We start from the raw sequence: 26,509 nt of genomic DNA, 5'->3' as shown, positions 1-26,509 counted from the left end.
TTTTATTTCGTAAAATTATTATCTAATAACCAACGATAAGTTCTTTGGGTATCAGTTCTTACGCTCTTAGAATTTAAGAAAATCATTACTATATTTCTTTCCGATCCATTGTAAGACATTCTAAAAACGAATATACCTGTCTGTCCGGCAGCATTTGTAAATCCAGTCTTACCACCCACAAAAGTATGGTCGTGTATAAAGATGTTTCTATTCTTAATATCAAATTTATGACTTTGAAGAGGGTGGACTATCTCCCCTTTAGATATACGATACAACGGATTACGATTATAGTATATATATCGCGCCAAATAGAAAAGGTCTTTTGCAGTAGATATGTTTCCACTGTCTAGTCCTGATGGATCAGTGAATTGAGTATGATTCATCATTAATGATGAAGTCTTCTTATTCATTAAATTAAGAGTTTTTTCTCGACCCATAAAACCAGCCATAGCTTCAGCTACTTGATTAGATGATCTACATAATAATGGATATATTAATTCAATTAATCGAAACCGGTCTCCAACCTTCATCCCTGGAGTATAGCCGTAAACTCCTAACATTTGATCAGTGATACTAACTGATCTATTTAAAGCAACATTCTCTGAAACAACTACGGCGGTCATCAATTTGGTTATTGAAGCGATTGAAAGCCTTTCATCTGAATTATTATCAGCAAGAACTAAACCAGAAGCCATATCTGCTATCAAAAAACTTTGGGCAGATAGTTCTGGAAAGACACTAAAGCTTTCTATTCCTGAATATTCAAAACTATCTCTTTCCTTGTCAACAACTAAGATTGGCAAGCCTTCATAGGAAAAATCAAAGATAGTTGAAGCGTGATTATTGAGATATCTTAGAGATCCTCCAGAAAATTCAGAATTTATTTCATTTCCATTTTTATGGTAGGGAATTCCGTGAAGGAAATAATTGCCATAATATTTAATAGCATATGGAACATAAATTTCACCCAAAGCAGATAATCCCAGTCTAAACATCGATAAAACCTGATAAATTCCAGCTGGACTACCACCCCAATTTTTCCAATTACCTCTAGCTGCTATTGGAACCTCTTCTTCTAATACCCCTTTACGGTAAATTCTTGTTACCATATCTTCTAGATGAACTTCCAGAAAATCACTTCCAGAAAATATCATCTTTCTTTTTACAGAGTCTAACAACGGTAAATAATAAGGAGTATTAGTTGAGGCAATAGAAATTTCTAGCCATTCATAGCGCCCTGCAATCGTCAAATTCTGATTTATAAGATTATTAAACTTGTCTATCTCTCTTATTAATATCCCAAAAACAAAAAAAATTAGCACGAAAAAAGGTACTAACGGGGCAATTTTTCTTACCTTTTGTGAATTTAAATGAAATCTTTTCATAACTACATGTCGCTATCTTCGGGCAATTCTTCATCCATACTGTTTTTTATTTCTTCAAACTCATTCTCTATCTCTTTTAGTCTTTCTTTGCTTTCCTTTATGATAGCTACTGCATCTTTTACTTTTTTCAATCCCTCCTCTACATCAACTTCATCCCTGTTATCAAACCATTCTGCAATTTCAGATAGTTTTTTTAAATTATCGTTAATATTTTTTTTACTCATAATTATTTTTTATCTTTTTTATTTTTAACCTCTGAATCAATGGATCCATCTAATAAATCAACAGTTATATTGTCGCCTAGATTTAATTCTTTAACGCTTCTTAGTATTGATCCATTAAATCTAGCTATACTATAGCCTAATTTTAACTGCCTTTCAGGGCTATTATGGTTAACAGTCTTTTCTAGCTCAGATATATTCTTATCAGTTTTATCTTTAAGAAACAAGAAACCTCTAATTAAAGATGAATTGAAATTGTCTATATTTCTCCTTTCTTGAATAATTAGATCTTTCATTCTAAAAACATTTCTCTTAATTTTTTCTTCTATTTTCTTATAGTCATCAAAAATTGATCTAAAAAACTGCATTATTTTATCAGTTGATCGATTAATTGTTTTATTCCCCTTTATTAAATCGTTGGAATAAGATTGTAATATCTGGCTTTGAAATCTATCAACTTTATATATAGCTCTCTCCCAGGATTTATTTAAAATATGAGCAGTAGCAGTTGGCGTTGATTCCATCGCATCAGCAGCCAGTGAAGATAGTGTCACGTCTTTATGATGACCTATTCCTGCAATCACCGGAACAGGAAAAGAACTTATTTCTCGAACTAACATTTCGTTATCAAAGGCCATTAGTGATTCTAGTGATCCCCCACCTCTTATAATAACTAAAACATCTATATCTTTTTTCTTAAATGATCTTATGCAATTAATGAGCTCCTTCACTGCCTCCTGTCCCTCAACTTTTGAATTCATCGCTTTTATTTTAAAACCGAATTTTCCTAAATTACTAGTAAAATCATGAATAACCGTACCTCCGTGAATTGAAGTTATTACCCCTATTTTTTGAGGATATTCAGGTATTGGCCTTTTCTTCTCTAAATCAAAAATACCTTCTTCGGATAGTTTTTTCTTTAACTCGTCATAGGCTTTCTTAAGAGCCCCCTCTCCAACTAGCTCTACAGTTTCTGCCTTAAACGTAAGAGATCCCCTTACAGGATAGATGTCAGCGCTTCCTAAAATAACCACCTCCATTCCTTCCTTTAACTTGACTCCGCACATTTGATAGACTGATTTCCAAATAACACAATTAATAATACTGCCATTATCCTTATCTTTAAGAGTGAAATAAACATGTCCACTTGGGATGTGAAATTTTAATTGGGTTACCTCTCCAATAAGTTTAACCCTCATTTTCTTGAGGACCTGATTGAGAAGATCTATGTAATTTGAGATTGATATCGGATTCTCAAAAAGTTTTTTATCATCATCTATCATAATTTCTTTATTGCTTTTAATATTACATAAAAAACTGCCTTCCAATATTTTTCTTTAAAATGAAAGAATGTCAAAACTAAAATCATATTTCAGCTTAGTTTGTATGAAAAATATCCCCCACTATGACCTTCACAAGACCTATCTGTTCTTATTACCCAAGGAATTATAACTTAAATATCAATAAAATCAAATCGTTATCTAAGCATCTTTTTTTTATAAATCTTCTTACGAAGGGAGTTAGAAAACCTATGTGCTTCATCTCTTATCAAGATTAGTGTTTCTAATGAAGTATTGTTTTCTTTTAAGTATTTGCCCAACACCAGTTTATCTCCACTATTTTTTGCAATACCTAAAACTGGTATTTTAATCTTATTCTCTAAAAGAATTTTATCAAAAACATTAACTTGAGCCTTTCCTCCATCAACTAAAATAAGATCTGGCATTTTCCATTCAGAATGCTTAATTCTTCTTTCAAAAACTTCCCTAAGGGCTCCGATATCATCACCATGAAAATCACCCCTTATTTTAAAAAGACGATACTCTTTTTTATCTGGCTCTCCATCTTTGAATACTACCATAGATCCAACTGTTTCTTTGCCTGCGAAATGAGATATATCATAACCCTCTATTCTCATCTTCTTTGGCCAATAGGGCAAATTATCTTCATTTACTATTAATAAAGAATCATCAATCATTTCTAATATCTGAAATCTTTTCGGATAATATTTTTTTAAAAATCTTACTGACTTCTCTTTCTCTCCACCAAGAAAAAGTCTTAAATATTTAATAATTCTATTGTATTCGTTTTTAGTTATTTCTCCGGTACACTTACCTGGACAGAGATCGATTTGACGATGAAAACAAGGCTTACCTAAATCCAACTTACATGAACTATAAGGAAAAACTTTTCTTAAAATAAGAAGTATTGATTTTGCAATTCGAAGACTTCTAAAAGGTCCGAAAACTTCTCCGTCATTTTTAAAAATTAATCTACCCCTAATCAGTCTTGGGTAACTCCAATTTTCTTTGGGAATTGATATGTAAATAAAAGACCTATCGTCTTTTTCTTTAATGTTGTACTTTGGTTGACATTTCTTGATTAAACTAGCCTCTTCAATGAATGTTTCTAGGATAGTCTCATAGGTTACTACCTTAAGATCATAGCTCTCATCTCTTAGAGCCTTAATTCTGGGATCGATTGGATTTAAGTAGCTCTTTAGTCTTTCTCTTAAATTAACCGATCTTCCCACATACAAAGGAACGCCTTTCTTATCCTGAAAGACATATATGCCAGGACTATTAGGAGCTTTTCTTATATCATCAAATATTTTTCTCACATTACTTTCTTTAAAAATTTTCCAGTGAACGAATTCTTATTATTAGATATTTCTTTAGGAGTTCCGGTAGCTACTATCTTGCCACCATTTTCTCCACCTCCCGGCCCAAGATCAATTACCCAATCACATGACCTTATTAAATGAAGATTATGCTCAATAACAACTACGGTATTTCCCCGATCAATAAGTCTTTGAATTATTTTAAGTAAAAGATTAATGTCATGATAATGAAGCCCGGTAGTTGGTTCATCTAAAAGATAAACTGTTTTTATTGAAGCATTTGAAAGTTCCTTTGCAAGCTTTACTCGCTGAGCCTCTCCTCCTGAAAGAGTGGGAGCATTTTGACCCAATTTAATGTATCCTAATCCAATATCTTCTAAGACCTTAAGCTTTTCAACCACTGAATAAATGTCTTTGAAGAAATCTAAGGCTTCATCAACACTCATATTAAGAATATCAGAAATATTCTTATCATTATATTTTACTTCTAAAACTTCCCTATTAAACCTCTTCCCCTTACAAACTTCACACCTAACAAGAATTGGAGGCAAGAAATGCATTTCTATTAAATTAAAACCAGCTCCAGTACAAGCTTCACACCTTCCACCTTTTACATTGAAAGAAAAATGACTCTTGTTGTACCCTCGCCTCCTTGAGTCCTCAAGGTTAGAAAAAAGCTCTCTAATTGGCGTAAAAAGACCTGTGTAAGTTGCTGGATTAGATCGAGGAGTTCGCCCAATTGGGCTTTGATCAACCTCAACCACCCGATTAATATATTCGGTCCCTAAAACCCTTGAGACATCTTCAAGTGAATCTTTAAACCCATGGAGCATATTATTTGTATTTTTATATATAACCTCTAAAAGACTAGATTTTCCTCCACCCGAAACTCCACTGATTGCAACCAGCTTTCTTAATGGTATCTCTACATCAACATTTTTCAAATTATTCAATCGCGCACCTATAATCTTAAGACTCTCTGTTCTTTTAGTTCTCTTTCCAGGTGTTCCAATATCTTTTTCTCCCCTAAGATAATCTAAAGTTAAAGATTTGTTAGTTTTATCTTTTATTAATTTATTAGTATCCCCAGCGACTATTACTTTTCCTCCCTGGATACCGGCTCCAGGACCTAAGTCAATTAAATAATCGGATGCTCTAATGACTTGCTCGTCGTGTTCAACGACTATTACAGTATTACCAAGATTTCTTAAATTCTTTAGAGTTTGTATCAATTTCTCATTATCTCTTTCATGAAGACCAATGGTCGGCTCATCTAATACATACAAAGTTCCGGAAAGTTTTGATCCGATCTGACTAGCAAGCCTAATTCTTTGTGCTTCACCCCTTGAAAGAGTAGACGCTTCCTGGTTAAGGCATATATAATCAAGACCCACTTCAAGTAAGAATTCTAAGCGCGATGATATTTCCACTACCAATCCTGCAGAAACTTTTTTCTCTTTTTCATTTAAGAGAGGTTCTAAGGATAAAAACAATTCGCTTGCTTTCTCGATACTTAAGGACGCAACATCCCAAATGTTATGACCTCTAATTTTGATAGAAAGAGCTTCATCTTTTAATCTTTTTCCATTACATGAAGGACAAGGTTCTTCGGCGAAGAAACTCTCTTTTCCAATTCCATGACAAGTTCCACATGCACCATAAGGACTATTAAATGAAAAAAGACGAGGCTCTATCTCACCGAAAGAAAACCCATCATGAGCACAAGCCCAACGAGAAGAAAGTAATAGTTCATTTTCTGTTTCTCCAAAAATTATATTAACTAATCCATCACTATAATTTAATGCTTGTTCTAAGGCTTCAAATAATCTGGTTTTTTCATCAGATAAAAGCTGATCAATTACTATTTCGATGTCATGAGTTTTATATCTCGATAAAACCACTCTTTCATGAAGAGACTTCATTTCACCATCGATTCGAGCTTTTGAAAAACCCTTATGAAGAAAATCATAAAGCAATTGATAATATTCTCCCTTTCTTCCTCTTACAACAGGCGAAAGAATGGTAATATGATCAACTTTTAACTCATTGGCCTTATCAATAATAATTGAGAATATTTCATCTATTGTAAGTTTTTTTATTTCCCTAGAACAAAGTGGACAATATGCTTGACCAATTCGGGCCCAAAGAACTCTCATGTAGTCATATATCTCAGTCAAAGTTGCAACTATTGATCGAGGATTATGAGAAAGAGCCTTTTGATTAATTGCAATGGCAGGGGATAACCCTTCTATACTATCAACATCAGGCCTATCCATCTGACCCATAAATTGCCGAGCATAGGGAGAAAGTGAGTCCACATACCTTCGTTGCCCCTCAGCAAAGATAGTATCAAAAGCTAGACTAGACTTACCACTACCAGAAACACCAGTAAAAACAACTAACTTATCTTTTGGTATATTAATGCTGATATTTTTTAAATTATGGGTTCTTGCGCCCTTTATTTTTATTTCTTTCATTTTTCTAAATCTATAAATGATATAATATCTTTTTGAATACCCGTAGGTTTTGTATTATTCTTCTTATTATATTCCAGTTGAATTTTCCTTCTTCTTTTTGCTTCATCAATACCCTCTTTTATTGAACCGGTTATAGAATCTGCATAAATTATAACTTTACCGTCTAAGTTTCTAGCTGCTCTACCCATTAACTGAATCAAGCTGGTCCTACTTCTTAGAAATCCTTCCCTATCTCCGTCTAGAATAAAGACTAAAGAAACTTCGGGAAGATCTAACCCTTCTCGTAGTAAGTTAACTCCAACTAAAACATTGAAAGTTCCCCTTCTGAATTCAGTTAAAATTTTTGCTCGCTCTAACGTTTTAGTTTCTGAATGCATGAAGTTAGATTTAATACCTTTGTTGTTTAAGAATTCATTTAATTCTTCAGCCATCTTCTTAGTTAAAGTATTAACAATTATTCTCCCTTCAGTCATTTTTTGGGCTTCTGAAACTAAATCATCAATCTGACTCTTATTGTTTTTAACATCAAAAACTGATCTTATCTCAATCTCAGGGTCAACCAAAAAGGTTGGTCTTATGATTTGTTCGACAACTTGTTCTGAATTACTTACCTCAAAAGATGATGGAGTTGCAGAGGTAAATATTACCGGACCAACTCTTTTAAGAAATTCGTCGAATCTAAGTGGTCGATTATCTAATGCAGACGGAAGCCTAAAACCATGCTCAATTAAAGTCTTCTTTCTAGCTTTATCTCCCTCATACATTCCCCTTATTTGTGGAACTGCAATATGTGATTCATCTATTACGGTTAAAAAATCCGGTTTTCCGTCTTTGTAAGGAAAATATGAAAGCAATGACTCTGGTGGTTCTCCCGGAAGCTTACCGGTTAAATGTCTTGAATAGTTTTCTATTCCATGGCAATAACCAACTATTTTCATCATAGCTAAATCATTTCTTGCCTTTTTATCTAACCTTTCAGCTTCTAACCACTTTCCTTTCTCTTTCAAGAAATCAACCCTTTCTTTAAGTTCACTTTCTATATTTTTAATTGCTTCCTCTGTTTCTGGCTCACTAGAAATAAAATGCTTAGGAGGAAAAATAACGGCCTCGTTTAGGTCATATAGTACTTTTCTAGTCATTTCATCTATTACTGATAATTCTTCAATTTTTTGATCTTTTAAGATAACCTTATAAAGCACTTCTCCAGAAGCTGGTCTTATTTCAAAAGTATCACCTCTCAATCTAAAGTCACCCCTCTTTAGATCTACATTGGTTCTTGTAAAGTTTATTTTTATTAACTCAGAAATTAAATCACTCCTGGTTATAATTTTTCCCTTTTCTAAATAGATTGCTGAGCTAAAATAATTAACTGGTACTCCCAAGTTATATATACAAGAAACTGAAGCTACAACGATTACGTCTTTTCGCGTCATAAGAGAAGATGTCGTATCATGTCTTAATCTATCAATATCTTCATTAATCATTGATTCTTTTCCAATATAAGTATCACTAGAAGGAATGTAGGCTTCTGGTTGATAGTAATCGTAATAAGAAACAAAGTAGCAAACTTTATTGTTTGGGAAAAAAGACTTATATTCCCTATAAAGCTGTGCTGCCAAAACTTTGTTCGGAGCAATGACCAAGGTTGGTTTTTGAAAATTAGAAATTATATTCGAAACTACAAATGTCTTTCCTGATCCAGTCACACCCAAAAGAGTCTGGAATCTATAATTTTTTTCTAAACCTTTATTCAAGGCCTTAATAGTTTTAGGCTGATCACCTGCAGGATTAAATTTTGATACTAATTTAAACATAAAAAATCTCCCCGATTTATCTACTACGGGGGGTTCATTTGAAACTTTTATATACTATACCCTATTATACCGAAAAATCAATCTCTGGTACATTCTACTCCGAAGTGAAACATCAAAATAAATTAAAAGAGCATGTGTTTTCGGGTAAAATAATTAATGAGACATCATTAATTAACCAACAAACAACATGTCCTACAAACATTTTACACTAGAACAGAAAAATCAGCTATCTGTTCTGCTAAGAACCAAGACAAAGAAGAAGGAAATAGCAAAGCTTTTAAGAAAAGGAAGAACGACCATCTGGAAAGAACAAAAACGAGGAATGAAAAAACGTCAGGATCTCTACTATCCTTCTCAAGATTCAAAAACCTCATATTAAATTATGGGGCTTTTTTCATTGCCATAAGGTTCTTTTTTTGATAAAAGTAACTTATGACAAATCATAATCAACATTGGTCAGAGAAAATAGCTGATCAAGTAATTGAACGATTTCCTAATAACGATACCTATACCTGTGCAGCAGGGATAAGCCCCTCAGGTGTAGTTCATTTTGGAAATTTTAGAGATGTGGCAACCGCCTATGCTGTGGCCGAAGCTCTTAAAAAGAAAGGTAAAAAAGTTCGCCTAATTTTCTCTTGGGATGATTATGATAGACTTAGAAAAGTCCCCCATGGCATTGACCCCTCTTTTGAAGAATATATTGGTACGTCGTTATCAGCTATTCCTTCTCCTAATGAAAACTATTCTTCTTACGCTGAAAAATTTGAAAAGAAATTTGAGAAAGCCATGGAAGCTGTTGGAATTGAATTAGACTACCGATATCAAACAAAAGAATACAATTCTGGAAGATATGATGATCTCATTATTCATGCTCTTCGAAAAAGAAAAGAATTAGCCGATATTCTCTTATCTTTTATGAGTGAAAAGGGAAAAGCTAATAAAAATATTGATCCTGAAAAATATAAAAATGAATATTATCCTATTTCAGTCTATTCTCAATTTACCGGAAAGGATAACACAAAAGTTATTGATTATGACGGCAACTCAACGATAACTTATAAATGCTTTGATAGTGGAAAGACCGAAACTATTGATATAAGAAAAAAAAGAATCGTAAAATTATCCTGGAAAGTTGATTGGGCTATGCGATGGAAAGAAGAAGAAGTTAACTTTGAGCCAGGCGGAGCAGATCATGCAGCTCCTGGAGGAAGCTACGATGTATCCAAAAATATCGCTAAAGATATATTCGATATCACTCCCCCCTTATTTCAAGAATATCTATTCGTTGGAATACAAGGGTTGGGCAGTAAAATGTCCGGATCTAAGGGTAATGTTATTTCCCCTGATGATCTTCTTGAAATATATACCCCAGAACTACTTAAATGGACTTATTTCAGAAGAATACCAAACCAAACCTTTGAACTTTCTTTCGGTAGCGAAATATACAAACAATACAGTGAGTTTGATAATGATATTTTAAAACTGAACGAGGGGACACTCGAAAATTCAGGAAAATTCGCGTTGAATCTTTCTGGTGTTTATCAAGAAGATAGACTACCAAATATTCCTTTTCGACAGGCGGTTGCCTTTGGTCAAATTGTACAGTGGGATAAAAATAAATTGAGTCATATCCTTAAAGGTATGGAACTCAACTACGATCCTAAATCAATTGATGAAAGAATTGAAAAAGCCAAGAACTGGTTAGAAAAATACAATAATGATCAAGTAATAAGAATCCTAGATCAAATTAATTTTGTTTATGTTAATCAAATGAATCCTGAGCAAAAAGAACAGGTAAATTCTTTAATGGAATCATTGAAAGAAAAGGAAGACCTTTCAATAAAAGAATTAGATACAATAGTTTACGCTATTCCTAAAAAAGAGGAGCTATCTATTAAAGAAAATGCTCCCCTTCAGAGGGCTTTCTTTAAAGATGTCTATAATCTCCTAATCGGAAAAGATACGGGTCCCAGACTATCAACCTTTCTCTGGGCAGCTGATCGAAAGAAAGTTATTAATCTCTTGGATATAAAAAAAGGCTCCTAAGAGCCGTTATATAATCTAAGCTGTCATTTGTTTTTTAACCTTCATCAGTGTGATTAAAACACTTCGTTCTTGCTCGGTAAGTTTTGATTCGATGTATTTTATCGTCTCTTTTATATCCGGTATAAAAACATATTCTAGAGCGTTAACACGACGTCTAGTTTTTTCAATTTCAAAAGCAAGTAATTTCGCTGAATGTTCAATCTGAGCTAGGTTAACCATTTTCCTTAAAACACTGGAGAAAGTTTCAGTCGCCTCATCAAGGTCTGATGGAGTTTGAGTCAAAGAATAGGCAACAGGAATATCTTCTTCTTTGTAATCAAAAATTGGAATGTTTACTCCCATAACATTCTTTGTGTCCGCTTCTAGGCTTATCTTTTTTCTTGGCACTAGTAATGCTTCTTCTATTTTCCAAGGAGAAGCTGAAGCAGAAGCAAAAAGAAATCCCTCAAAAGCTCTTTGAAGCTCTGGCTCTATTTCTCTTCTAATCTGTCGAGCCTCTTTAATGATTTGAATAAATTCTTTCATTAAACCATCTCTCTTGTCTTTAAGAAGTTTGTGTCCTTGCTCTGCTGTCTTAAGCCTTTTCTTAAGCTTAAGCATCTCCATTCGTGTTGGATTGACTGCGAGCTTTGACATAATTATTTAGTAGACAAATATTTTTTAATATGTTCGTCCTTTACTCTTTTCAATTCAGATTTAGGCAAGATTGATAAAAGATCCCAACCGATAGTAAGGGTTTCTTCGATGGAGCGATCTTCATCTCTTCCTTGCTTTACAAACTTTTCTTCAAAGCTATTTGCAAATTCAAGATAATTTTTATCAACAGCTGAAAGAGCTGCTTCTCCTAAAATCACCGCCAATTCCCTAACTTCTTTTCCACGAGCATAAGCAGCAAAAAGTTGATTAAGAACGCTTGAATGATCTTCTCTTGTTTTTCCTTCTCCAATACCCTTATCCTTCAACCTTGATAGAGATGGTAAAACATCTACACAAGTTTGAATTCCTTGTCGATAAAGTTCACGAGAAAGCATAATCTGTCCTTCAGTAATATATCCGGTTAGGTCTGGAATCGGATGAGTTTTATCATCTTCAGGCATGGTAAGGATTGGTATTTGAGTGATTGATCCTTTTTTTCCTTTAACTCTTCCAGCTCTTTCATAAAGAGTTGAAAGGTCAGTATAGAGATATCCAGGATAACCTCTCCTTCCAGGAATTTCTTTTCTTGCTGCTCCAATTTCACGCAAAGCTTCACAATAGTTAGTGATGTCAGTTAAGATAACCAAAACATGCATGTCTTTCTCAAAGGCTAAATATTCAGCAGTGGTTAATGCCAAACGAGGCAAAGTAATACGTTCCACTACTGGATCATTTGCTAAGTTTAAAAAAAGAACAGCTCTTTCAATTGCACCAGTTTTTTTAAATTCTTCGATGAAGAAATTAGCTTCTTCAAAAGTAATACCCATAGCCCCAAAGATAACAACAAACGGATTCTTTTCAGATGAACCTTCTTCACTTTTTACCTTTGCTTGACGAGCGATTTGTGCAGCAATATCTGAATGCGGGAGACCAGCTCCTGAGAAGATAGGAAGTTTTTGTCCTCTAACTAAGGTATTCAATCCATCAATCGTTGAAATTCCAGTTTGAATAAAATCATTAGGATAATCTCTAGCATAAGGATTTAAAGGAATACCATTAATGTCCATTCTTTTTTCTGGCACAATCTCTGGGCGTCCATCCTTTGGTTTTCCTGAACCATTAAAAACCCTTCCCAACATATCGGTAGAAACACCGATTTCCATAGTCTTACCTATAAACCGGGCTTTTCCAGACTCTAGGTTAATACCACGAGTATCCTCAAACATTTGAACAATCGCTTGGGTATCAGTAATTTCAAGAACTCTACCCCTTCTTATTGAGCCATCTGCTAATTCTACCTCAACTAGCTCTTCATATTTTACGTCGCTGACCTTATCTATGATAAGAATAGGACCGGCAACTTCTTTTAATGTTTTGTATTCTTTGATCATTTGACTTATTGGTTATTTGTTGATTCTTTAATCTCGTTAATGATCTCCTTGAATTTATCAATTTCACTCTCGGGAATAAATTTGATCTTTCCAATTCCTTCTCTTACCGGAAGACCAATAACATCTTTCAATGGCCTTCCGCTGTCTAATAACGAAATTGACCTTTCATGCAATTCTAAAATGACCTTTAGCATCCAAAACATTTTTGTAAGACTAGTGTAAGTATCAACATCATCAAAAGCATTTTGATGCAAGAAGTCTTCTCTAATAGACTGAGTGGTCGCTAAAATTAATTGTTCTTTTGGTGAAAGCGCATCAACGCCGACTAATTGAACGATTGATTTTAATTCATCTTCTTTTTGAAGTAATCTCATGGCAGTAGCACGCATTTCAGGCCATTCTTCTCCAGCTTCTTTCTTCATAAAATTATTAAGATCATCAGAATAAAGGGAATAACTTGTTAGCCAGTTAATAGCAGGGAAGTGTCTTGCATATGCAAGCTTACTATCTAATCCCCAAAAAACCTTCACAACTCTGAGCGTGTTTTGGGTAACTGGTTCTGAAAGATCTCCTCCTGGAGGTGAAACTGCTCCAATCACAGTAAGCGAACCTTCACGATTAGATTTATCTCCAAGACAAATGACTCTTCCCGCTCTTTCATAAAAAGCTGCGGTCCTAGATCCAAGATATGCTGGATAACCTTCTTCACCAGGCATCTCTTCAAGACGTCCTGATATTTCTCTCATAGCTTCTGCCCAACGTGATGTTGAGTCAGCCATTAAAGCTACCTTGTATCCCATATCTCTAAAATATTCTGCAATTGTTATGCCGGTATAAATAGAAGCTTCACGAGCAGCTACAGGCATATTTGAAGTATTAGCAATCAAGATTGTTCTTTTCATTAAAGATTCTCCAGTACGCGGATCTTTAAGTTCAGGGAATTCTTGTAAAACATCGGTCATCTCATTTCCTCTTTCTCCACATCCGATAAATACTATAATGTCAGCATCGGCCCATTTAGCTAATTGGTGTTGAACTACAGTTTTTCCACTACCAAAGGGTCCGGGAACACAAGCTGTACCACCTTTAGCAACTGGAAAAAAAGCATCGATTACTCTTTGTCCGGTAATAAGGAGCTGGTCTGGTTTAATTTTTTCTTTTATTGGTCTAGGTTCACGAATAGGCCAAATCTGAATCATTGGAATATTTTTGTCTCCTTTTTCAGTTTTTATCGTAGCCACTGTTTCTTCTACAGTAAAACTTCCCTCTTTTATATCAACTACCTCTCCTTTTACAAAAGGAGGTACCATTATTTTATGAGGAACTAAAACTGTTTCCTCCACTTCACCAAGAATATCTCCCCCACTAACAATATCTCCAATATTAACATTGGGTTTAAAACTCCATTTCTTCTCACGATCGATACCTGGAACTTCAACTCCTCGGGCGATATAATCACCACTTTCCTTGTAAAGCAAACTTAATGGCCTTTGTATGCCGTCGTAGATAGACTCAATTAGTCCCGGTCCAAGCTCTACTGAGATGGGTTTCTTGGTTAAAAATACTGGTTCTCCTGGACCAACACCTGAAGTATTTTCATAAACCTGAATAGATGCTTGATCATCTTTAAGCTCAATTATTTCTCCAACAAGTTTTTCATCACCAACCTTGACCACATCGTACATTTTAGCTTCATTCATTCCTCGAGCAACAACTAGAGGTCCTGAAACCTTAACGATTATTCCTTTTTTTTCTTTTGTTTCCTCCATATTAATATATATTGATTATTTTTCAGAAAATATATCGGATCCCACAGCCCTTTCAATCATTTGCCTAAGTTCTTGCTCAGCAATCGATTTTTTACTTCCAATACCGGGGATCATCATAAGGGCCGGTAATGGTTTTTCTTCAAATTCTTTTATCTGATCTCTCAATTCAGTAAACCAATCTTCAGTTAAAAGAAGTAGGGCATATTCATCGCTAGAATAAACTGAAAGGAAAGATTTCTCTGCTTCCTCTTTATTTCTTACTCCAAGAAGGTCAATGCCCAATGATTTAAATCCTTTAATTGTTTCTGGATTTCCGATAATAGCTATTTTCATAATTAAAAAACGTTTCTTATTCTTTCTTTTATGATAATCGGTTCTACTCCGTTAAGTCTTGCGGTCATTATCAATCTAATATTACGAAAAGCAATTTCCTTGGCTTTGATATAAGCAACAATAACTTCTGGTCCAAATGATATTTTTCTAGCTTCTTTTAAATGAGCTAATAAAACATCATCGACTGCTTTCTCAAATTGCCATAATTTTCGTTCAGTAAAATAATTTTCAAATATTTTTAATTCAGATCTGGTTAGCTTTGATTTAAGATATTCAACAACCTTATCATCTTTTCCTTCCTGTAATTCGGCTAATTTTTTACTAGAAATATTTCCTCCCGATATATGTAAATCTTTAATATTATCTTTTACCCTCAATGCTAATCTTAAGTTTGAAAAATCAATCTCTGAAATAAGGAGCTGGGTTATAAAATTACTTTTTATTTTCTTTGTATAGCCAATCAATGTATTGAAATATTCTTTATCGCAGATTGGATCTACTTTATCTAAGGAAGGAGCTTTCATTATCTTATCTAATGACTTGGTAAATAATTCGCTAGCTAATGACTTTCGGTCTTCGTTCATAATATAGTTCTCAATATCTTTTGCCTCAAACACGCCAAAGGGAATAATTTTTTCTTGATAATCACTCTTACCTTCCATTTTTGATTTTAATAATACTTTTATATTATGAAAATCATTCTTTATAAAAAGGAATTCGAACAGCTTTGGATCGGGAGATACTTGTTTTGCGAAGTCGCGCATTTGAATCATATCTGCATAGATTGCTTTCTCAAAATCATGAGGTTGAATGTTTAAAAGATTATCCGAAAGGTCAGTATCATTAAATACTTGAAAGGATTTTTCAGCGCTCTCGGCATCAACCATACGATCAATGTCTACCTTGTCTGGAAGACTTTTCTCTAAAACCCTTATTTTACCTGATGCAAAAGGATAAGACATAATTAGGAATTGAACAATATTTTAACTACTTCCATATCAACTTCTTTTTTAAAATTATTTATTATTGATTCAAAAGTATTGTCTACCTCTAATTTACTGGTTTTAGCAATAAATCCACCTTGAGAATTAACTGTTCCAGCAATTTGCACTCCCTTTCCTTGGAAAAATTCGTTTGTCTCATTCTCTCGTTTATCAGCAATAAAAATTTCAAGACCACTCTTGTCTGAAATTTTTGACCAAAACTTGTCTAATAATTTCAAATAATCTTCTTTTTTAAGATTAGAAAGTTCGCCGAAAACTTTTAAATAAACATCGTCTATAACCTTTAGCTTTCTTTCTGTAATCTTATCCTTGGTTTCTCCTTTAAAATCAAAGCGAGCCTTTTCAATAATAGACTTTTTTTGTTTTTCAGCTTCAGCTAAAATCTCTTTTTTCTTTCGATCCAACTCACGAACTCCTTTCTCTTCTATATGAGAAATAGCTTTTTTTGTTTCGGCCTCTATCTCTTTCACCTTTTCTTCTGCCTCAACTTCTATTTTTTTGATGATATCTTCTAATGCCATTTTAAATAATTAATCTTAATGGTCCGGCCCAATATAATTCGGCCGGATTAATAAAACTGGTTATCCTAGATTTATTCCGTTAATCATAAGAATAGTTGCTAGAAGACCGATAACTGCGTAAGTCTCTACCATTGCGGAAAGAATGATAGCTTTACCACTTTCAGCTGGTTGTTTAGCAATAATGCCCATACCAGCAGCAGATACTTTTCCTTGAAATATCCCAGAGGTTAGTCCTGTAAAAGCAATTGGTAGGCAAGCAAAAAATATTCCCCATCCCTGGGCAAGTGTTAATTCGGGTACTACTCCTCCTAAAAGACCTATCTTCTGAAGAGCTATAACTGCTCCTAGAAAACCGTAGATGCCCTGGGTTCCAGGAAGAGCTTGAAGTAAAAGTACTTTTCCGAATTTTTCTGGCTCTTCGGAAACAACTCCAGAACCAGCCTGTCCAGCAAGTCCAACTCCAATTGAAGATCCAATTCCAGAAAAAATAACGGCCAATGAAGCTCCCAGCATAGCTATTGCGATTCCTTCAGTCATGTTTTTATAATTTATTTTATTATTATTTTTAATCGACCTTAATTTTAATCATCGATAATCTCAACAAATTTTAAATTTCTTCGTAAAGGATTAAAATTCCTCCCCCCTCCATCCATAAATTTTGGGAAAAACTCTACAAACTGTAATCTCCCAGAGTGAATAAAAGCACCAAGCGTATTTATTACAATATTAAAAGTGTGTCCACTAATCAATATCGCTAAAGCGACTACAGGTCCAAGATAAGGAATCATTTCTCCAGCAAGACTTGCAATCATATTAATGACCATGGCAATAATACCGGTGGCTAGTCCTAGTGCTAACAATCTTGAATAAGAAAGAACATCAGAGAAATAACCAATTAGCCCGTAGAGGCTTCCAATTCCAACTCCAATCTTAAGTAATGGGTTTGAATACTTTCTTCCTCCGGCAAAAACTACTCCTAAGAGCCCAATCCAGAAAACTATCATAATAAAGTTATCATAAACATCGCTTATTAGTCCAGTATTAAGACCTATAAATAAACAAATGGCGACCAAAAAAAAGACCCAAGTGGCATCATCAAAAATTGCATCTTTTAACTTCCCATTCTTAACCTTCCAGTAAAATGATACCATGATACCGAAAATGACTTGAAAAATTCCTATTGCTAAACTAAGTATTAATACGGTGATCGGGTTTTCAACTGGATTAATCAACTGAATTTTAGAAAAAGATGCCGGCATTAAATTTACATCTATTCCAAACCATCCCCCAAACAAAGCTCCTACAAAAAAAGTTACAAAACCCCCATATCCAAGGAGGCGGATCATTTTATGTGTTGATTTGGGAACTTTTAACACTTTGATGGCTAAAAAGGAAAGGGCCATGAGAATTAAACCATAGCCAGCATCAGTAAGACAAAGAGCGAAAAATAAAATAAAGAATGGTGCTAGAATTGGAGTCGGATCAATTTCATTGTACTGAGGAAGACCATAAATCTTAGTGACTGATTCAAATGGCGACCAAAAAGAAGTATTATCTATATTAACGGGCCTTTCTTCTCCCTCTTTAGGTTCCAAAGTTTCAACATGAATAACGTCAGATATACCTTTTAGTTCGGTCATCAACTTTCCAATAAACCTCTCTTGAACCCATCCGGTTATGGCAAAAACCTTATCTGTTTCATATATTTCAGAATTAGCATCGGCCTGATCCTTTTTTGTGTTTAAAATATCAAAGATAATCCTTAAATTATTTAATTCTTTAGCTAGTTCACGAGTATCTTTTTTAATCTCTTCTCTCAAAGAACTCTCTTTTTTTATCAGAGATTCTAACATAAAGATTGACTCTCTTGGCATCATGCCAGGAAAGGGAATTTCTTTTTTTTCAAAACCAACCTCATCTAAAATACTATCCACTTCCTTGATTTTTTTATCAAAAACAACTTCTAGGTGAACGTTTTTCTCCTTTCGATCAATAACTCGAGTATTAGTAAGTTTAAACTTATTTAACTTCTGAACAAGAACAATGTAATCCTTTTCTGAGATTGTCCCAAAAATGAACCTAATATTCTCAGTTTCCCTAGTCGAGGGATTATTATCAAGGGCTATCCAAGGTGAAAGAAGATCGATATTCTTTCTTGCCTCGTCTTCCTTGCTCAAAGACTCATTTAATTTACTTTCTAAATCCAGAGCCTTTGAAACTGATTCTTTGTAAGGAAATGAGCCTAAAAAATTAGGGAATTCTTTTTCCTTAATTTTTATCTTAGCTCCTGATATTTTATCCATTAAGGATGTTTTTTCATCTGAGAATTGACTTAGAAAATCAATGGCAAATTTTACCCCAGCAAAGTCATAGTCCAAACCAGAATCAGAATAAGATTTTTCAGCATCACTCTTGATGACCTCAAAAACTCCCCTTCTTTGTAAACAATCAAGGACATTCTCCTCGTCCTCCTTAAAGCCTATTATTCTTATTTTACTAACTTCTATTACAGCCATTATTTAATCAATTTATCTAAAATAAAAGATGTCGCCCGCTTTATGTTTTGCCTAGAACTACTCTCAAGATCTATTATTTCCTTAGTTCTTTTTTCAACCTCTCTCTTTTTAGCTCCCTCGGCCTCAATCTTAGCCTTTTCAATAATCGAGCTAACTTCCAACTTTAAATCATTTGGAAGCCTCTTGATGCTCTCTTCCAGCTTTTCTTGAGCCTTTAAAAGCTCCCCTTCTCTTTTTTTTTGAGCATCAAAAACCATTGATACTGCTTTTTGTTCTACCTCTTTTATTAAGTCTATAGTTTCCATATATAAATTATTATAAAACAAAACCGATTATAATACAAAAATCTTGATTTAGTCAAGGATTACGTATTAGACAATTTTTAATACTGAAATGATGTTTATCTACAAAAGTAGAAATTGAATATACGTATTAGACATGTTTTGATCACTTGATAAATTATGTCAAAGTAGTGCATACTTAAATTATTATCAGTAAATAGATATAAGATAGACCTGCTCCTGACCATCCTTGGAGACACTGTGGTCGGATTCAAGAGAAAAAACGTGTCGCTAAATTATCAGCTAACTGACATTTCTATTTTGCTAATCACTGTCATTTCTACTTTGCTTTGACACTATGGATAACTTAAAACCCCATGCCCTACGACACGTTAGATTGTCTAATCTATGGAAGTATAATCTGCGGAAGTTCAACTCCCATATATTCCCAATTTCTGGTCGCTAAAAAAGACCAACGGTTGACCCTTGGACAAGGGAAAGAACTTAGGATACAGAACTTATTCCTCAACGCAGTATTTAATGTGCCACAATGTTCTCATCGCTTTTGTTTGTTTAAGTAGTTTTTTTAGAGAAACATCAATGCAAGACAACATCAAAATTTATGCTGCCGGGCAGGGACTCGAACCCCAATCGACGCCTTCAAAGGGCGCTGTCCTACCATTAGACGACCCGGCAATACTATTCAGTTATACCAATAATATCAACTATTGCAAGCTCCAAGGGAAGTTGAATTATTGAGGCATATCTCATCTTATTCTGGGCTTCAAGTAATGTGTTTATGGTCTTTATTAAATCCTCTCTTGTAGTCTTTGATACTTGTTCTTGAAGTTTTTGAAAATCCTCTTTAGTCAATCCGGTAAGAATGGAATTAATAACAGAACTATTAGGATTCTTAGCTTCATCTGATCCTACAACTTTTAAGACCAATGCCTTTCTTAAGTAATTAATTAAAGCCTTTAAAAACTCTTGGGGATCCTTTCCCTTATCTAATAAATCATTGATGTAGTTAAGGGCTTCTTTAGCTTTCTTCTCTATTATCAAATCCGTTATACCAGATACTAATCCCGTATCAACCAAACCAAGTAACCCTTCAATATCTTCCCCTTTTATCTCCACATCACTTCCGATAAAGAAAGATGAAATCTGTCCCAAAAGACTTTCTGCATCTCGCAAGGCTCCTTCAGAATTAGAAGCAATTAATCTTAAGGCATCATTACTAATCTTTATCTTCTCTTTCTTGGCTAAAATTTCAAGCCTCTTAACAATCTCAGGAAGAATTAACTTCCTAAAGTCAAACCTTTGACATCTTGAGATAATAGTTGGAATCATCTTATGTGCCTCAGTGGTAGCAAGGATAAAAACAACATGATCCGGTGCTTCTTCAAGCATCTTCAAAAGAGCATTAGATGCTTCTTTTGTTAATTGATGTGATTCATCAATGATATATACTTTTTTCTTAGATCTGGTAGGGGCAAACCTTATTCCCTCTTTTAATTCTCGAATATCATCAATTCCCCTATGAGATGCCGCATCTATTTCCAATAAATCCATTGAAGCACCTCTAGATATCTCAATACAATTAGCACACTTGTTGCAAGGCTCAAATCCGGTCATATCTTCACAGTTGACTGCCTTAGCTAAAAGTCTTGCTACAGTAGTCTTTCCTGATCCCTTGGGACCACAGAAAAGATAAGCGTGAGAAACCTTTTCTGAGGAAATAGCATTAGTAATCGTTTTGATAATATACTCCTGCCCAACAACCTCAGAGAAAGATTTTGGTCTGTATTTTCTATAAAAAACAAGATTATTCATTATTTCTTAAATATTATAAATTTAGACTAATACAAATGCCCCGACATTAGCCCATATAACACCATCAATTCCGTATTGAAGAGCAATTATATTAACTACAAAAATGACACTAGCTACATTAATAATGAAACCAATGAGAGTAACAATAAGAAACTTACTAAACTCACCTGAAGAAAAGATACTATCTTTTTACTTAAAAGTCCAATGTTTATTCCAGAAATAACTGTTTGTTGCAGCAACTAAGAGAGAAATGGACTTAAATAGAGTATAATATAAGCTGACAGTAATTGAAGTAAGGGCTATTAAAAAATTCAAAACACCCAAATCAATAAAAATATTTAATGTTCCTATTAAATTAGTTAACAATTAAGTTGCAATAGAAACTTGAAACCAAGAGAGATATATTTCTCTGGTCTTTTTTTAAATTGATTTTGAGAGGTCAATATAGTAAAGTGTAATCATGATTAAGTTATATAACACCCTAACTAGAAAAGAGGAAGTATTTGAGCCCATTAAAAAAGATGAGGTCACACTGTACTCTTGTGGACCAACTGTCTACTGGTATGCTCATATCGGAAATTTAAGAGCATATATCTTTGTAGATATTTTAAAAAAGACTCTTGAATACAATGAGTATAAAGTAAAACACGTCATAAATATTACTGATGTTGGTCATTTGACCTCAGATGAAGATACTGGAGAGGATAAGTTAGAAAAAGGAGCTAAAAGAGAAAATAAAACGGTGTGGGAAGTGGCAGAGTATTACACCAAAGCTTTTCAAACAAACTTAAAACAACTCAATATAAAGGACCCTTCAATCTGGACTAAAGTCACTGACTATATCCCTGAACAAATAGATATTATCAAAAAGCTGGAAGAAAAAGGTTTTACATATATCATTGAAGATGGGGTCTACTTTGATACCTCAAAACTTAATAATTATGGAAAACTCTGGGGTAGCGATAAAGTTGAATTAAAGGCTGGAGCGAGGGTTGAAATGGTAGATGGAAAAAAGAATATAACTGACTTTGCTCTATGGAAGTTCAGCCCAAAAAACGAAAAAAGACAAATGGAATGGGAATCCCCTTGGGGCATAGGTTTTCCGGGATGGCATACTGAATGTGTTGCAATGGCAGCCAAAGAACTGGGGGTACCAATTGATATTCATACCGGAGGAATAGATCATATACAAATCCACCATACCAATGAGCTTGCCCAATCAGATGCTATATACAACAAGGAATTAGCTAACTTCTGGCTACATAATGAATTCTTGATTCTAAAAACTAAAAAAATGTCAAAATCTAAAGGTGAAATCCTTAGAGTTGAGACGTTAATTGAAAAAAACATCAATCCCCTTGCTTACCGATATTTGTGCCTTGGAGCACATTATCGGTCAGAACTAGCTTTTAGCTGGGAATCTATTGAAAATGCCCAGAACAGCCTTTATTCCCTCTATAGTAAGGTAAAAAACTTAGATCAAAGAGAAGGGTTTTCAACTGAAAAGATTGATCAATACAAAAAAGAATTCCTGGATAGTATAAATCATGACCTTGATACACCTAAGGCTTTGGCTCTTCTTTGGAAAATACTTAAATCAAGCGAACTTAACGATAATGAGAAATATGTCTTAGCTCTTGAATTTGATAAAATCTTTGGATTAAAGTTGGATCAATTAGAAAAAGATGAAGAAGCGCCAGAAGAGATAAAGAAATTATCAAAAAAGAGAGAGAAATACCGCAAGAATAAAGATTGGCAAAAAGCTGATGAAGTAAGGGAAGAAATAGAAAAATTAGGATATATAGTAGAAGATGCCGGAAGTGATGCTATTATTAAAAAAAGACCTCGTTGATATATCCACTTTTTGCTGTATAATTAAATCGTTATGAGTCAAAACCAATATAAATTACCACCACAAAACGTAGAAGCTGAGCATTCATTGCTTGGGTCTTTAATGATAGATAAAAACGCTATCGTTAAAGTGGTTGATTTTCTTAAAGCTAGGGATTTCTACAAGAGAAACCACCAAGATATATACTCGGCAATTCTAACTCTTTTTGAAAGAAGAGAGCCTATAGATTTACTTTCTGTTTCTTCTTTATTAAAAGAGCGAGGACAATTTGAATCTACTGGAGGTAGTACTTACCTTTCTGAATTAGTTAATTCTGTTCCAACTGCAAGCCATGTTACAAACTATGCCAAGATAGTCCAGAAGAAAAGAATTTTAAGAGACCTTATTGAATCCAGTCAGGAAATTGGATCACTGGCCTATGAGGGTTCAGATGGAGAAGTAGATAACATCCTTGATTTTGCTGAAAGAAAAATATTTAGCATCTCAGAGCATTCAATGAGTCAGAGCTTTGTTTTAGTAAAAGATAGCCTTGAAGAAACTTTTGAACGAATTGATAAGCTTTCCAAGTTTGAAGGATCAATAAGAGGAGTTCCAACTGGATTTCACAGACTGGATAATATGCTTTCAGGGTTTCAAAAATCAGATCTCGTTATCTTAGCAGCACGACCATCCCTTGGTAAATCATCTCTCGCTTTTAATGCTGTTCTTAATGCAGCCATTAATCAAAAAGCTTCAGTTGGCATTTTTAGCCTTGAGATGTCCCGAGATCAAGTCGTTGATAGATTCATTTCATCCATAGCAAATATTGATCTTTGGAGATTAAGAACCGGACAATTATCAGAGAGTGGTGACGATAATGATTTTCAAAGAATACAACGCGCCCTAAGCATTCTTTCTGAAACTAAAATATATGTAGATGATTCTGCAACTTCCGATATACTTCAAATGAGAGCAATGGCTAGAAGACTTCAGGCTGATAAAGGTCTTGATCTTCTTGTTGTTGACTATCTTCAACTAATGGATTCAGGAAGAAATAATTATGAATCAATGGTTCAACAAATGAGCCAAATTTCCAGATCATTAAAAGGACTAGCTAAAGAATTAAATATTCCGGTACTGGCGCTATCTCAATTATCAAGAGCAGTTGAACAAAGAACCCCTCAAATACCAAGACTTTCCGACTTAAGAGAGTCCGGATGTCTTGCGGGAGATACGCTCATTCATCTATCCGACACGGGAGAACTTGTTGCGATAAAAGATTTGGTTGGGCATACCGATGTGCCGATTTACAGCATGAATGAAGATTACCGCGTGGTCGCCAGTAAGATGTCAAAAATATTCCCGACCGGCAAAAAAATGATTTACAGACTAAAAACTAGGAGCGGAAAAAAAATCAAGGCTTCCGCCAATCATCCCTTCTGGAAAGTGAGCGGATGGACTCGACTTGATGAGCTTAAAGTAGGAGATCATATCGCCACCCCCAAAAGGTTGGATATTAAAAGCTCGGAAAATAATATGACTAAAGCCGACATTTTCTGGGATGAAATAGTTTCCATTGAACCTCTTAGTGTTGAAGAGGTTTACGATGCCACAGTACCAGGTCTGCATAATTTCGTTGCTAATGGCATTATCGTTGAAAATTCCATTGAACAAGATGCAGATGTGGTCCTTTTCATTCATAGAGAAGATAAGTATCGCCCTGAATCCTCAAGAAAAAATATCGCTGATATTATTATTGCCAAACACAGAAATGGTCCGGTTGGAAAAGTAGAGCTATTCTTTGATGAGAAAACAGCCAGTTTTAAAAATATGGAAACACATTACGAAGACCAAGAATAATGACTCTACGTCCCAGATCAATACAAAAATTAATTGAGATATTCTCAAAATTCCCAACGATCGGCCCTAGGACAGCAGATCGTTTTTCAACTTATATAATCAATCTTTCTGATGAAGAAATAAATGATTTAGTAAAAAGTATAGAAGATGTAAGAAAAAAGATAAAAACTTGTAGCTTTTGCTTTAATCATTTTGAAATATCATCTGAAGAAGATAGTCTATGCGGTATCTGCCTGAACCCTTCCAGGAATAGAAAAATTTTATGCATTGTTGAGAAAGAAAATGATCTCCTTTCAATTGAGCAAACTAAAAAATATAAAGGACTATACTTCATACTCGGTGGAACTCTTTCACCGCTTAAAAAGGCAATTGTTAAGAAAATCAGAACTCAAGAATTAAATCAGACCCTAAAAGATTCGCCCTTTGAAGAGGTAATTATTGCAACTAACTTTACTCCTGAAGGGGAAACGACCGCCCTATATCTAGAAAGACTGATAAAACCTCATAAAATAAAAACCACCCGCTTAGCTAGAGGCCTTCCAACGGGTGGAGAACTAGAATATATAGATGACGAAACTCTTGGATCTGCTCTTGAGGGAAGAAAATAAAAAACGGCCAATGGCCGTTTTCTCTACTTAACTTTAATCTCGGTAATCTCAACTTCACAAAAAGGTTGTCTGTGTCCTTTCTTAACTCTAGATCTTTTCTTAGACTTATACTTAAAGATAATTACTTTGTCCCTCTTATCATGGGCTAAAACCTTTCCAGTTACTTTGGCTCCCTCAACCAAAGGAGTTCCTACCTTAACATCTTCTCCGTCTCTTACAAGAAGGACTTCATCAAAAGAAACATCCTTCCCCTCTTCAATATCCAGTTTTTCGATTTTTATTTTTTGCCCAGGCAAAACAATGTATTGTTTTCCTCCGGTTCTAATCACTGCTTGAATCATATTTTTCTTCGTTATTTTTTAACTTTTTTAAATTTCCAGGCCCTTCTATTATCCTTCCAACTCTTTGAGAGAGCAAAGAAAGTCTTTTCTCTGCATTCTCATAACTTGATACGGCATTTCTCAAATGAGAACCGGTCTTTCTGAAATCATCCACTAACTTGTTTGAATCCTCTTGAATTCTCTCAAGTCTTTTAAGAATATCTTGAGTTTGCTTTGAAAGCTGAACATCTCTTAACCAATCTATTATCGTTTTTAAAGTCAAATAAATGGTATTGGGAGAAGTCACAATCACTTTATTCTTTAAAGCATAGCTTGCAATATCCTCTTCTTTTAAATTGAACATTACTTCATAGAACACTGCTTCCGCTGGAATATACATTAGTGCCCTATCAAGAGTTCCTTCTGAAGGAAGAATATATTTCGAAGAGATATCTTTTATCTTAAACTTAACATCTTCAATGAACTTCTTTCTAAAAATATCTTTTTCCTCCTTTGACTCTGCTTTCATCATTTTTTCAAAGTTATCAAAAGGAAACTTAGCATCAATCGGAAGCAATCTATCGTTGGGAAGTTTTAATATAGCATCCACCTGCTCTCCGCTAGAAAAAGAATATTGTATTTTATAAAAGTCTTCCGGGAAATATTCTCCTAAAAGATGATTTAAAGAGGCTTCTCCCCACTGCCCTCTTAACTGAGGTTTCTTAAAGATATCCTGAAAAGATGAAATATCACTTACTGTCGCTTGTACCTGTTTTAATCCCTCTATTATTCTTACTGTTTCTTCGGTAAATGAAGAGACTTGGTCGTACATACTCTTTGAAGTATAGTCAACACTACCCCTTATTTCATTTAATTGACCAATCATTAGGTCAGTTATCCTTCTTTCTAAGTCCCTTATTTCTTGACTTTGATTATAATCTATTCTTGACTTTCTTAAAAACAAAACTACCATCGCAAGAAGCAAGACTAAAAATAGCACATTAACAAGGATCAAATAAGTATAATCACCCATATCTGAAAAA

General features: G+C 34.3%; 24 protein-coding genes and 1 tRNA gene. 5 read left to right on the top strand and 20 right to left on the bottom strand.

Translation table 11 applies throughout. The features are described 5' to 3' along the window. Nucleotides 1–2: 2 nt before the first annotated feature. The 6 genes from KY054_00695 to uvrB form a co-directional block, all read right to left on the bottom strand. A complete protein-coding gene (locus KY054_00695) occupies nucleotides 3–1,385 on the bottom strand; it encodes a hypothetical protein (GenBank protein ID MBZ1356276.1) in 1,383 nt (460 codons plus the stop codon). Nucleotides 1,386–1,387: 2 nt separating this feature from the next. After that, nucleotides 1,388–1,609 carry an exodeoxyribonuclease VII small subunit gene (locus tag KY054_00690; protein MBZ1356275.1) on the bottom strand — a complete coding sequence of 74 codons (222 nt, stop codon included), beginning with the start codon at nucleotides 1,607–1,609 and terminating at the stop codon, nucleotides 1,388–1,390. Nucleotides 1,610–1,611: 2 nt separating this feature from the next. Next, nucleotides 1,612–2,889 carry an exodeoxyribonuclease VII large subunit gene (gene xseA, locus KY054_00685; protein ID MBZ1356274.1) on the bottom strand — a complete coding sequence of 426 codons (1,278 nt, stop codon included), beginning with the start codon at nucleotides 2,887–2,889 and terminating at the stop codon, nucleotides 1,612–1,614. 194 nt (nucleotides 2,890–3,083) lie between these two features. Then, complete coding sequence (locus tag KY054_00680) at nucleotides 3,084–4,226, bottom strand: GIY-YIG nuclease family protein (protein ID MBZ1356273.1); 1,143 nt, start codon at nucleotides 4,224–4,226, stop codon at nucleotides 3,084–3,086. Further along, nucleotides 4,223–6,703, bottom strand: a complete 2,481-nt coding sequence (gene uvrA, locus KY054_00675; GenBank protein MBZ1356272.1) for an excinuclease ABC subunit UvrA — start codon at nucleotides 6,701–6,703, stop codon at nucleotides 4,223–4,225. The genes KY054_00680 and uvrA overlap by 4 nt, the downstream gene beginning before the upstream one ends. Beyond that, on the bottom strand, nucleotides 6,700–8,517 hold the full coding sequence (uvrB, locus tag KY054_00670; protein ID MBZ1356271.1) for an excinuclease ABC subunit UvrB: 1,818 nt from the start codon (nucleotides 8,515–8,517) through the stop codon (nucleotides 6,700–6,702). Before uvrB ends, uvrA begins: the two co-directional genes overlap by 4 nt. Before the next feature lie 187 nt (nucleotides 8,518–8,704). Between uvrB and KY054_00665 the strand changes: the two genes are divergently transcribed. Both KY054_00665 and lysS read left to right on the top strand, forming a co-directional pair. After that, on the top strand, nucleotides 8,705–8,896 hold the full coding sequence (locus KY054_00665) for a helix-turn-helix domain-containing protein (protein ID MBZ1356270.1): 192 nt from the start codon (nucleotides 8,705–8,707) through the stop codon (nucleotides 8,894–8,896). A gap of 53 nt (nucleotides 8,897–8,949) precedes the next feature. Beyond that, nucleotides 8,950–10,563 carry a lysine--tRNA ligase gene (gene lysS, locus KY054_00660; GenBank protein ID MBZ1356269.1) on the top strand — a complete coding sequence of 538 codons (1,614 nt, stop codon included), beginning with the start codon at nucleotides 8,950–8,952 and terminating at the stop codon, nucleotides 10,561–10,563. Nucleotides 10,564–10,578: 15 nt separating this feature from the next. Here the strand turns inward: lysS and KY054_00655 are convergent, their stop codons facing one another. The 12 genes from KY054_00655 to KY054_00600 all read right to left on the bottom strand — a co-directional run bounded on the left by KY054_00655 (nucleotide 10,579) and on the right by KY054_00600 (nucleotide 21,213). Further along, a complete protein-coding gene (locus KY054_00655; protein ID MBZ1356268.1) occupies nucleotides 10,579–11,199 on the bottom strand; it encodes a V-type ATP synthase subunit D in 621 nt (206 codons plus the stop codon). Nucleotides 11,200–11,201: 2 nt separating this feature from the next. After that, a complete protein-coding gene (locus KY054_00650; protein ID MBZ1356267.1) occupies nucleotides 11,202–12,590 on the bottom strand; it encodes a V-type ATP synthase subunit B in 1,389 nt (462 codons plus the stop codon). Between the two features lie 5 nt (nucleotides 12,591–12,595). Then, nucleotides 12,596–14,359, bottom strand: coding sequence for a V-type ATP synthase subunit A (locus tag KY054_00645; GenBank protein ID MBZ1356266.1), 1,764 nt, complete (start codon nucleotides 14,357–14,359; stop codon nucleotides 12,596–12,598). 15 nt (nucleotides 14,360–14,374) lie between these two features. Continuing rightward, entirely contained in the window at nucleotides 14,375–14,692 is a 318-nt protein-coding gene (locus tag KY054_00640) for a hypothetical protein (GenBank protein MBZ1356265.1), read from the bottom strand. Between the two features lie 2 nt (nucleotides 14,693–14,694). After that, on the bottom strand, nucleotides 14,695–15,654 hold the full coding sequence (locus tag KY054_00635; GenBank protein MBZ1356264.1) for a V-type ATPase subunit: 960 nt from the start codon (nucleotides 15,652–15,654) through the stop codon (nucleotides 14,695–14,697). A 2-nt stretch (nucleotides 15,655–15,656) separates the two neighbouring features. After that, the gene (locus tag KY054_00630) at nucleotides 15,657–16,217 is read right to left on the bottom strand and encodes a hypothetical protein (GenBank protein ID MBZ1356263.1); all 561 of its coding nucleotides are present in this window, start codon (nucleotides 16,215–16,217) and stop codon (nucleotides 15,657–15,659) included. A 60-nt stretch (nucleotides 16,218–16,277) separates the two neighbouring features. Beyond that, the gene (locus KY054_00625) at nucleotides 16,278–16,754 is read right to left on the bottom strand and encodes a V-type ATP synthase subunit K (protein MBZ1356262.1); all 477 of its coding nucleotides are present in this window, start codon (nucleotides 16,752–16,754) and stop codon (nucleotides 16,278–16,280) included. Nucleotides 16,755–16,798: 44 nt separating this feature from the next. After that, nucleotides 16,799–18,733, bottom strand: a complete 1,935-nt coding sequence (locus KY054_00620; protein ID MBZ1356261.1) for a V-type ATP synthase subunit I — start codon at nucleotides 18,731–18,733, stop codon at nucleotides 16,799–16,801. After that, nucleotides 18,733–19,038, bottom strand: a complete 306-nt coding sequence (locus tag KY054_00615) for a hypothetical protein (GenBank protein ID MBZ1356260.1) — start codon at nucleotides 19,036–19,038, stop codon at nucleotides 18,733–18,735. The genes KY054_00620 and KY054_00615 overlap by 1 nt, the downstream gene beginning before the upstream one ends. Nucleotides 19,039–19,639: 601 nt before the next feature. Beyond that, a tRNA-Gln gene (locus KY054_00610) sits at nucleotides 19,640–19,710 on the bottom strand. Between the two features lie 3 nt (nucleotides 19,711–19,713). Beyond that, nucleotides 19,714–20,847, bottom strand: coding sequence for a DNA polymerase III subunit gamma/tau (gene dnaX, locus KY054_00605; protein MBZ1356259.1), 1,134 nt, complete (start codon nucleotides 20,845–20,847; stop codon nucleotides 19,714–19,716). 189 nt (nucleotides 20,848–21,036) lie between these two features. Further along, complete coding sequence (locus KY054_00600; protein ID MBZ1356258.1) at nucleotides 21,037–21,213, bottom strand: GtrA family protein; 177 nt, start codon at nucleotides 21,211–21,213, stop codon at nucleotides 21,037–21,039. A gap of 94 nt (nucleotides 21,214–21,307) precedes the next feature. On the opposite strand from KY054_00600, the gene cysS reads away from it, so the two are divergent. From cysS to recR, 3 genes are read left to right on the top strand one after another with little or no spacing between them, the layout of a single operon-like run. Further along, the gene (gene cysS / locus KY054_00595) at nucleotides 21,308–22,699 is read left to right on the top strand and encodes a cysteine--tRNA ligase (protein ID MBZ1356257.1); all 1,392 of its coding nucleotides are present in this window, start codon (nucleotides 21,308–21,310) and stop codon (nucleotides 22,697–22,699) included. A gap of 33 nt (nucleotides 22,700–22,732) precedes the next feature. Continuing rightward, nucleotides 22,733–24,538 carry a replicative DNA helicase gene (gene dnaB / locus KY054_00590; GenBank protein MBZ1356256.1) on the top strand — a complete coding sequence of 602 codons (1,806 nt, stop codon included), beginning with the start codon at nucleotides 22,733–22,735 and terminating at the stop codon, nucleotides 24,536–24,538. Continuing rightward, nucleotides 24,538–25,146 carry a recombination mediator RecR gene (recR, locus tag KY054_00585; protein ID MBZ1356255.1) on the top strand — a complete coding sequence of 203 codons (609 nt, stop codon included), beginning with the start codon at nucleotides 24,538–24,540 and terminating at the stop codon, nucleotides 25,144–25,146. The genes dnaB and recR overlap by 1 nt, the downstream gene beginning before the upstream one ends. Nucleotides 25,147–25,169: 23 nt before the next feature. On the opposite strand, the gene rplU is transcribed toward recR, so the two are convergent. Together rplU and KY054_00575 are read right to left on the bottom strand one after the other, a co-directional pair. After that, nucleotides 25,170–25,484 carry a 50S ribosomal protein L21 gene (gene rplU / locus KY054_00580; protein ID MBZ1356254.1) on the bottom strand — a complete coding sequence of 105 codons (315 nt, stop codon included), beginning with the start codon at nucleotides 25,482–25,484 and terminating at the stop codon, nucleotides 25,170–25,172. After that, nucleotides 25,468–26,499, bottom strand: coding sequence for a DNA recombination protein RmuC (locus KY054_00575; GenBank protein MBZ1356253.1), 1,032 nt, complete (start codon nucleotides 26,497–26,499; stop codon nucleotides 25,468–25,470). Before KY054_00575 ends, rplU begins: the two co-directional genes overlap by 17 nt. Between the last annotated feature and the right edge of the window lie 10 nt (nucleotides 26,500–26,509).

It is taken from the genome of Candidatus Nealsonbacteria bacterium, assembly GCA_019923605.1.
Taxonomy (GTDB): domain Bacteria; phylum Patescibacteriota; class Minisyncoccia; order Minisyncoccales; family CSSED10-335; genus JAHXGM01.
This window is presented reverse-complemented; position numbering and strand designations above follow the sequence as displayed.